The organism is Shewanella sp. A22 (assembly GCF_053850585.1).
Genome location: NZ_JBSQBN010000006.1, coordinates 64,375 through 71,418, shown reverse-complemented (window position 1 = coordinate 71,418; position 7,044 = coordinate 64,375). Strand labels below are relative to the sequence as shown.

Genomic DNA, 7,044 nt, shown 5'->3' with positions numbered 1-7,044 from the left:
TTAGATGCTTTCAAAATACGACTGCATGGTCTATTTTTTTCCATAAAAAATAAGACATTCCCACCATCCATGGCGGTCAGATGCTGGAGGTAGAGTAACGCAGGAGCTTGTTACCGAGGATCACTATGCGCTTCAATCATCTGCCTTGCCTACAGCACTTTGAACTCCCGCTGAAAGATCACATATTTAATAGGATTGGTATAAGAAGGTTATTTAAGATTTAAGCCAGATTAACGAAGCCATTCGCCCCGTTTTTTGATCTCGGCGATAAGAATAGTAATCAAGATCAGAAAAGGTACACACATCAGCGCTATAGATTTTATGAACACCAGCAATAGATAAACGCAACTTAGCTAGGCCAACTAAGTCAGCTAAATATTTAGTATTATGGCAAGTAAAATAGGTTGCGGCTTGCGAATTTTTACTGATAAAAGCATCTCGAACTTCACTGCCTACCTCGAACGTTAATGGACCGATTGCAGGCCCTAAATAAGCATTCAACATAGACATTGAACAATTAAACCGCGCCAAAGCTTGCTCAATAATCCCGTCACACAACCCACGCCATCCGGCATGAACCGCCGCAATTTGAGTTCCTTGCTGGTCACATAGTAATATGGGTAAACAATCGGCTGTCATGACCGCACAAACATGACCGAATTGATCGCTATAGCAGCCATCCGCGACAACGGTAGTGATACTTGTTGACAATTCTCGAGCATCAACCACCTTGATACCGTGAACTTGCTCGAGCCAAATAGGCTCTGCAGGCAATGACAATCTTTTGTTTAATATTGCACGATTAGCTAATACTTGCTGAGTGACATCTCCAACATGCCCCCCTAAGTTTAAACTATCAAATGGGCTTACGCTAACGCCGCCATAACGGTTTGTCATGGCTATAGCAACGTTATCGGGTAATGGCCAATCGTGCTTGAACATTATAAATATTCTATTGGATTAAGCTCTGTATCTAGACGTAATGCTTTTGTCAGCTCAACCATGTCATCAGGAATAGGCGCATGCCAAGTCATGATTTCACAAGTGAATGGATGAGCAAGCTCTAAACGCACAGCGTGTAATGCTTGACGATTAAATCCCTTAAGCAGTTCAAAAAACTCTGGGCTAGCCGATTTAGGTGGACGAGGACGGCCGCCATAAACAGGATCGCCAACAAGTACATGACCAATATGTGCCATATGAACTCGAATTTGGTGAGTACGACCCGTTTCTAGGCGCAATCTTAACCGAGTATGTGCTCGAAACTTCTCAGCAACACGGTAATGAGTCACTGACGGACGACCACCATGGATAACAGCCATTTGAGTTCGTCGAGTCTCATGGCGATCAATTGGCTCATCAACAGTGCCACCTGCCGTCATAGTACCAAGTACAATGGCTTCATATTCACGTACAATATCACGTGCTTGCAATGCCGTAACTAAATGCGTTTGTGCCTCAACGGTTTTCGCAACAACCATTAAACCTGTAGTGTCTTTATCTAAGCGGTGCACAATACCCGCTCTAGGAACATGTTCAATATTAGGGCAATGGTGCAGTAGCGCATTCATCAATGTGCCGTCGGCATTACCAGCCCCAGGATGTACAACTAAACCAGCTTGCTTATTGACCACTAAAATATGATCATCCTCATAAACAATATCAAGGGCTATATTTTGTGCTTTGGCGCGTACTTCTTCTTCAAGTGTGGCGTTGACTTCAATAAGCTGAGTTTCGAAAACCTTTTCCCGTGGCTTGTCGACTGTGATACCGTCAACAGTAATTGCACCAGATAGGATCCATTCCTTGATGCGTGTGCGCGAGTAGTCAGGGAACAAACCAGCTAATGCTTGGTCTAATCTCAGACCAGTTTGTGTTGCTGTTATCTCGCTTTTTAGATTAATCTCTTGTGTCATAGGAACCGTACCCCAGTTTAGGGGTCCAAAGTGAATGTGCTATCTGTTACAATCGGATGTTTTCTATTTTACCGTGAAATGGAAAAATTCTTAACAACAACTTAAAAAGAATTGAATTCAAGTATGTATAAAATTGCCAAAGGTGTCGCCCTAGTATTACTTTCAGTGGCTATAACAGCCTGTAGTAGCAGTCCAGAAGACGATGATGTTGCCAATAAGGCATCACCTGAAGTTCTGTACTCTCAAGCAAGAACGTCAATGGAATTAGGTAATTACTCTAAAGCCGCACGTTCTCTTGAAGCATTGGACTCTCGTTTTCCATTTGGTCCGCACAAAACACAAGTTCAGTTAGACTTGATTTATGCGTATTACAAAATGGATGATGCTGCCTCAGGACTTGCTAACATTGATCGCTTTATACGCCTCAATCCAACGCATCCTAATATAGATTACGTCTATTATATGCGTGGTTTAAGCAATATGCAGGCAGATAATTATTTATTTCACGATTTAATGAATATTGATCGTACCGATCGCGATCCCAAAAATGCACAAGATGCATTTAAAGATTTCGACCGATTAATTAAATCGTACCCAAATAGCAAATATGCTGCTGATGCACAACAACGTATGCAGTACTTAAAAAATCGTTTAGCTAAGTACAGTATTCGGGTTGCTGAGTATTATATCAAAATGAATGCATGGAGTGCAGCTGCAGTTCGTGCTCAATCAGTTATGGAAAAATTTCCAGGAACCCCTTCAACTGAACGAGCATTAGAAATTATGGCTAAAGCTTATAGCGAACTCGGCCAAGAAACGCTGCAACAACATGTTAAAACAGTGATGAAAGCTAACTTTCCCAACAACGAAATATTAGCTAACTAGCTATTCAATCGTTAAATAGTCACTTTTATTAAACGCTCCTTGGAGCGTTTTTTATTTCTGATTTATCAATATTAATAAAAAAGCATATTGTTAATTCATTTGACCAGTGTAATGGCTTAAGCAAGAAATTAAGCAGTGACTTAGCGCAATCATTATTAGGCAAAAGAAACATTTGCTCAACACTAGGCATTGGCTGAATAGCATTCGATACGAGCAAAATACACCCAAACAAATCGATTTTTGATATAAAAATAAAAAACAGGTTGACTCAGCAGGCCAAAACCCTTTAAATTGCGTCCGTCGCCCGAATAGCTCAGTCGGTAGAGCAGAGGATTGAAAATCCTCGTGTCCCTGGTTCGATTCCGGGTTCGGGCACCATATTTATATTGGTGGCAACAGCGACTAATAGATTAAAGTTATTTCGCGATACATGATTGCAGGTGTGGTGGAATTGGTAGACACGTCAGCTTCAGGTGCTGATGCTCGCAAGGGCGTGGAGGTTCAAGTCCTCTCACCTGTACCAAATAACTTTATCAGTTTTAACAAGAAGGCCTCGCAATGCGAGGCCTTCTTGTTTTATTTATTTCGCATATAAAGTGGGCTTCATTAAATCGGTTCTATATGATTTACCATTAACTGCACAGTTTGGTTGCCCCTAAACTCATTAACATCAAGTTTATACACCACCCGAGCATGTTTAATGGTTGCATCAGGCCATATTGCTAAATCAATATTGAAGGCAATACCATCTAACATCATGCTGCCGCATTCAGTCTCTAATAATAACTTTAAATGCTTTTCGCCAACTATACGCTGCTGGATAACATTAAACACACCGTCAAATAAAGGCTCTTCAAACGACTGCCCCCAAGGTCCTGCATTACGTAACAGACAAGCAGTATCTATCGTCATAAGTTCACTCGGTAGCTCCCCGTCTGATAGTAACTCCCCAATTAATAGTTCATCATCTAAGGTATCTCTTACACATGTGTCATAAGCTTGTTTAAACGCCTCAAATGATTCGGCTTTTAATGACAACCCTGCCGCCATTGCATGACCACCAAACTTCATTATCATCCCTGGGTGCAGCGTATTAATACGCTCGAGCAAATCTCGCATATGCAAACCTTTAATCGAACGGGCAGAACCTTTTATTTCACCATCACCAGCATCTGCAAACGCAATAACAGGCCGATGATAACGATCTTTAATCCGCGATGCCAAGATACCAATAACACCTTGATGCCAATCATCCTGAAAAATAGCAATACCCCATGGTAAATCATCTTCATTGAGCGAGACTTTCGACAAGCTCTTTAATGCTTCTTGCTGCATACCAGTTTCAAGTTCGCGGCGTTCTTGGTTTAATCCATCCAATTCAGCCGCCATTCTCCTCGCCAGCATGATGTCATCACACAGTAAGGTTTCAACACCTAACGCCATTTCATCTAAACGGCCAGCAGCATTCAGCCTAGGACCCACCGCAAAACCAAAATCAGCAGCGACGACTTTTTCAGGGCTACGCTTTGCGACTTCGAGTAGTGCGGTAATACCAACTCTACCGCGGCCACTTTTAATACGTTGTAAACCTGCCTTGACTAATATGCGGTTGTTCATGTCTAACGCAACAACATCAGCAACAGTGCCTAAAGCAACAATATCGAGTAATGTCCCTAGGTTAGGCTCAGCAATTTGTTGTTGCAGATACCAACCTCGTTGCCTTAATTCAGCGCGCAAGGCCGACATGAGGTAAAACGCCACCCCAACCCCAGCAATGGATTTACTCGCAAATTGACAACCAGGTTGATTTGGATTAACAATCACATCTGCATTCGGCAAGGAATTGCCAGGCAAGTGATGGTCGGTAACAACAACGGTCATTCCTAATAGCTTAGCAGCCGCTACCCCCTCAACAGAAGAAATACCATTATCGACAGTGATTAGTACGTCAGCATTTTTATTGTAAGCAACAGCCACAATCTCAGGGCTCAAACCATAACCATAATCAAATCGATTTGGGATCAGGTAATCGACATGCTTAACCCCCATCATTCGCAACGCCAGCATACACACACTCGTCGATGTGGCACCATCGGCATCAAAATCCCCAACAATAAGTATTGATTGTTGGGCTGCTATGGCATCAGCAATAATCACCGCAGCTTCTGTGAGACCTTTCATCGTAGCTGGATGTAATAACTTACTTAATACGAGTTCACAGTCATTTTCCTTCACCCCACGGCGAGCATATAGCTGTTTTAGTAATGACGGTAAAGAAGCAGGTAAGTGGCTATCGTCAACCTGAGGACGACGAACTATTCTATGAGACAAAAGACAACCTCGATTGAGCAATAAGAAAATCAAGCATAACAAAAAGGTGAGCCGAGGCTCACCTTGATTTTACGTTTATAGTACCAACATTACGACGTTGATTGATAAACCTGACTTATAGGTTTGACTCAATCGTACGTAATAAGTCTGCAGGCGCTTGATAACCAGGCACCATTACACCATTTTCCAAAATCAACGCTGGTGTGCCGTTAATGCCAAACGACGTGCCTAATTTATACTGCGCACTAATATCAATATTACAACTGGCCGCTTTAACATTTAAACCATTCTTAGCATCAGTCATTGCCTTCAAAGGATCTTTCGCACACCAGACAGCTTGCATCTCATCAGCATTCGCAGACGGAATTCCCGCACGAGGGTACGCTAAATAACGAATAGTAATTCCTAAATCATTGTAACCTGCCATTTGATTATGTAATTTACGGCAATAACCACAATCAACATCAGTAAAAACGGTGACCACATGCTTCTCATTTTTAGCTTTGTAAACCAACATTTCACTTTCGAATGGCTTGAGTGACTTGATACGAGGTCCAGCTAATGCGGCTTCAGTTAAGTTTTTCATACCGTTATCGATATCATACAAACTACCATGCATTAACTTAGAGCCATCTTTAGTGACATATAATACACCCTTATCCGTCAGTGCTTGATATAGACCATCAATTGGTGATTGCTCAATGGACATGACACTAATACCTAGAGTACTGGTGAGTTTTTGCTTTAATGCCGATTCATTTGGGACATTGCTCGCAGGTGCCGCAGACACAATAGGAGCAATAACAAGGCTGGCAACAAGGGCTAATGTACTGGTTAACTTCATGATAATTCCTAATTTACACGGGTTCAAATTAATAGACCCGACTTCATCAATAAAACTTACAGACATAGTTTCGCTAACGCAACTAGACTGACATGCTTAAATGTAAGGATTTGATCATCCCCGCACTAACCGCGCGGATGATGTTGACTATGCAACTGCTGCAAACGCACTTTAGCTACATGAGTATATATTTGAGTGGTTGATAAATCACTATGTCCCAATAAAAGTTGTACGACGCGAAGATCTGCACCATGGTTGAGTAAGTGTGTTGCAAAAGCATGTCGTAAGGTATGCGGAGATATATGACACTGAATTCCAGCTCTTGCAGCATAGCACTTAACTCGATGCCAAAAGGTTTGTCTTGTCATCATTTGGCCACGACGTGAAGGAAACAACACATCAGACTGCTTCATGTTCAATAACTCAGCTCGAGCAAACTTAATGTACTGCTCAACCTCTGTTATCGCAAGCTCCCCTAATGGAACCAAGCGCTCTTTCTCACCCTTACCCATTACCCTAACCAAACCTTGACGCAAACTAATTTGCTCCATGGTTAAGCTGACTAATTCAGTTACCCGTAATCCTGTCGCGTACAACAACTCCAACATAGCTTTATCACGATGTTCAATTGGATCATCAATATTCGGCTCAGATAACAGGCTTTCAACCTGTGCTTCTGACAACGAATCAGGTAACTGACGCGCGAGTTTAGGTGATTTAATTAATGCCGTAGGGTCTTGCCTTATCAGTTGTTTTACAAGCAAATAACCATAAAACCGCCGCAAACTACTTAACATTCTGGCTGTACTACTTTTGGCAAAATGTTGCTCGAAGCGTTCAGTTAAATAATTGCGTAACAAAATTTGGTCTACCGTTAACAAATCGCCGCCTTGCGACAATAGGTAACGTTCAACATGCTGCAAGTCAGTGCGATAGGCTGCCAATGTATTATCACTTAAGCCTTTAGTTGACCATAATTCATCCAAAAACTGATTAATTAACGGATTGGGTTGATATGTAGATTTAACCAAAATGAAGTCTCAATCAGTAACTAAAAAAACGACGTTA

Annotated in this window: 6 protein-coding genes and 2 tRNA genes; 3 read left to right on the top strand and 5 right to left on the bottom strand. The window is 41.8% G+C overall.

Going from position 1 to position 7,044, the window contains the following annotated elements; genetic code table 11:
- Nucleotides 1-213: 213 nt before the first annotated feature.
- Entirely contained in the window at nucleotides 214-942 is a 729-nt protein-coding gene (gene pgeF, locus ACWXWT_RS02555) for a peptidoglycan editing factor PgeF (RefSeq protein ID WP_456040049.1), read from the bottom strand.
- A complete protein-coding gene (rluD, locus tag ACWXWT_RS02550) occupies nucleotides 942-1,916 on the bottom strand; it encodes a 23S rRNA pseudouridine(1911/1915/1917) synthase RluD (protein WP_456040048.1) in 975 nt (324 codons plus the stop codon). The genes pgeF and rluD overlap by 1 nt, the downstream gene beginning before the upstream one ends.
- Nucleotides 1,917-2,039: 123 nt before the next feature.
- Here rluD and ACWXWT_RS02545 point away from each other — a divergent pair, with 123 nt between their 5' ends.
- From ACWXWT_RS02545 to ACWXWT_RS02535, 3 genes are all read left to right on the top strand, one after another.
- Nucleotides 2,040-2,801: an outer membrane protein assembly factor BamD gene (locus ACWXWT_RS02545; protein WP_456040047.1), complete on the top strand. Its 762-nt coding sequence runs from the start codon at nucleotides 2,040-2,042 to the stop codon at nucleotides 2,799-2,801.
- A gap of 302 nt (nucleotides 2,802-3,103) precedes the next feature.
- Nucleotides 3,104-3,179: transfer RNA gene (locus tag ACWXWT_RS02540), tRNA-Phe, on the top strand.
- 58 nt (nucleotides 3,180-3,237) lie between these two features.
- Nucleotides 3,238-3,324: transfer RNA gene (locus tag ACWXWT_RS02535), tRNA-Leu, on the top strand.
- Between the two features lie 83 nt (nucleotides 3,325-3,407).
- Here the strand turns inward: ACWXWT_RS02535 and recJ are convergent.
- The 3 genes from recJ to xerD all read right to left on the bottom strand — a co-directional run bounded on the left by recJ (nucleotide 3,408) and on the right by xerD (nucleotide 7,010).
- Complete coding sequence (recJ, locus tag ACWXWT_RS02530; protein ID WP_456040046.1) at nucleotides 3,408-5,132, bottom strand: single-stranded-DNA-specific exonuclease RecJ; 1,725 nt, start codon at nucleotides 5,130-5,132, stop codon at nucleotides 3,408-3,410.
- A gap of 115 nt (nucleotides 5,133-5,247) precedes the next feature.
- Nucleotides 5,248-5,976, bottom strand: coding sequence for a bifunctional protein-disulfide isomerase/oxidoreductase DsbC (gene dsbC / locus ACWXWT_RS02525; protein WP_456040045.1), 729 nt, complete (start codon nucleotides 5,974-5,976; stop codon nucleotides 5,248-5,250).
- A gap of 125 nt (nucleotides 5,977-6,101) precedes the next feature.
- Nucleotides 6,102-7,010 carry a site-specific tyrosine recombinase XerD gene (gene xerD / locus ACWXWT_RS02520; RefSeq protein WP_456040053.1) on the bottom strand — a complete coding sequence of 303 codons (909 nt, stop codon included), beginning with the start codon at nucleotides 7,008-7,010 and terminating at the stop codon, nucleotides 6,102-6,104.
- Between the last annotated feature and the right edge of the window lie 34 nt (nucleotides 7,011-7,044).

Bases quoted from the DNA above. Each gene is read 5' to 3' on its own strand.
- dsbC (WP_456040045.1), bottom strand. From the start codon at position 5,976: ATGAAGTTAACCAGTACATTAGCCCTTGTTGCCAGCCTTGTTATTGCT.
- rluD (WP_456040048.1), bottom strand. From the start codon at position 1,916: ATGACACAAGAGATTAATCTAAAAAGCGAGATAACAGCAACACAAACT.
- pgeF (WP_456040049.1), bottom strand. From the start codon at position 942: ATGTTCAAGCACGATTGGCCATTACCCGATAACGTTGCTATAGCCATG.
- ACWXWT_RS02545 (WP_456040047.1), top strand. From the start codon at position 2,040: ATGTATAAAATTGCCAAAGGTGTCGCCCTAGTATTACTTTCAGTGGCT.